The following is a 916-nucleotide window of genomic DNA, read 5'->3' on the forward strand; positions in this document are numbered from 1 at the left end:
GCTTCAAGCCAGCGGCCTTTAAGATTGATAGCGGGCGGCGGGTTGCGCTTACCTCTTTGCGGGACATATCCCACCGTGTAATAACGCTCTGTTTTCGGTGTTTTATTTATGCCAGTTCCTGACGTAGAATGTGCCTTAGCCATAGTAACTCCTGCTTAGTTGCTCGTGGTTAGCGGGGCTGAGGTGCTGATACACCTCAACCCTGTGTTAAAATACCGTGGTTATCACTTCTTCTCTGGGTCAACTGGCTGTAAAGCCGATTCAACCCGATGCTTCACAATCACCGCATCAATTAACTTAATTACTGTTTCCTGCTCTTCCGGTTGGCACTGCGACAAGGCTTTAAAACGCTCTAATAAGCGCGTATTCCTAATCGATGAGGTCTCGTTAGACGAGCCAAGTAGCAGATAATCAATGCTGGTAACCAGTAACTCAGCCAGCGTAATTAATTTATCCGCCGGTGGAATATGCATCCCTGATTCATATTTATTGTACTGTGAAAGTTGCAAGCCAATACGGGTCGCGACTTCCTTTTGTGTTTTATGTTGTTGTTTACGTAATTCTTTTAGCCGTAGGCCAAATGCCCGGCGCTGTTCTTCCGTCTGCATCATCTCGTCTATCACGTCAGTCATAAGATGCTCCAGTATAAGGCCACTTTTAAAAACGAATTAACATCGTATAACGATGCTATTAGATATCGTAATACGATGCAAATTAAATGTTAACGTATTTTAAAAAAGGAACGTTCTCGGGGCAGTCTGACTATCTCATATCTAAAAACTGCGGTTTACCAGATGCAGACCGAGCTGAACCGGGAGATACCGCTGGAGGAGTTACTGCGCCAGCTGGCGGTGTCCGCCGATGAACATCAACCGGCCTCGCCGGTCTTGATAAAACAAATTGATGACCGCTGGAA

3 protein-coding genes are annotated in these 916 nt (G+C 45.9%); 1 reads left to right on the forward strand and 2 read right to left on the reverse strand.

The annotated features are described in order from the left end of the window. Positions 1 to 143, reverse strand: a 143-nt coding sequence (locus tag AC971_RS22410) for a SymE family type I addiction module toxin (RefSeq protein ID WP_042820635.1), incomplete at its 3' end; no start/stop codon positions are given. 81 nt (positions 144 to 224) lie between these two features. Beyond that, positions 225 to 632, reverse strand: coding sequence for a helix-turn-helix domain-containing protein (locus tag AC971_RS21555; RefSeq protein WP_012104367.1), 408 nt, complete (start codon positions 630 to 632; stop codon positions 225 to 227). A 96-nt stretch (positions 633 to 728) separates the two neighbouring features. Here AC971_RS21555 and AC971_RS23780 point away from each other — a divergent pair. Further along, positions 729 to 916, forward strand: a 188-nt coding sequence (locus AC971_RS23780; protein WP_330114569.1) for a VasL domain-containing protein, incomplete at its 3' end; no start/stop codon positions are given.

Source organism: Yersinia similis (genome assembly GCF_001053095.1).
GTDB lineage: Bacteria > Pseudomonadota > Gammaproteobacteria > Enterobacterales > Enterobacteriaceae > Yersinia > Yersinia similis.

Bases quoted from the DNA above. Each gene is read 5' to 3' on its own strand.
- AC971_RS21555 (WP_012104367.1), bottom strand. From the start codon at position 632: ATGACTGACGTGATAGACGAGATGATGCAGACGGAAGAACAGCGCCGG.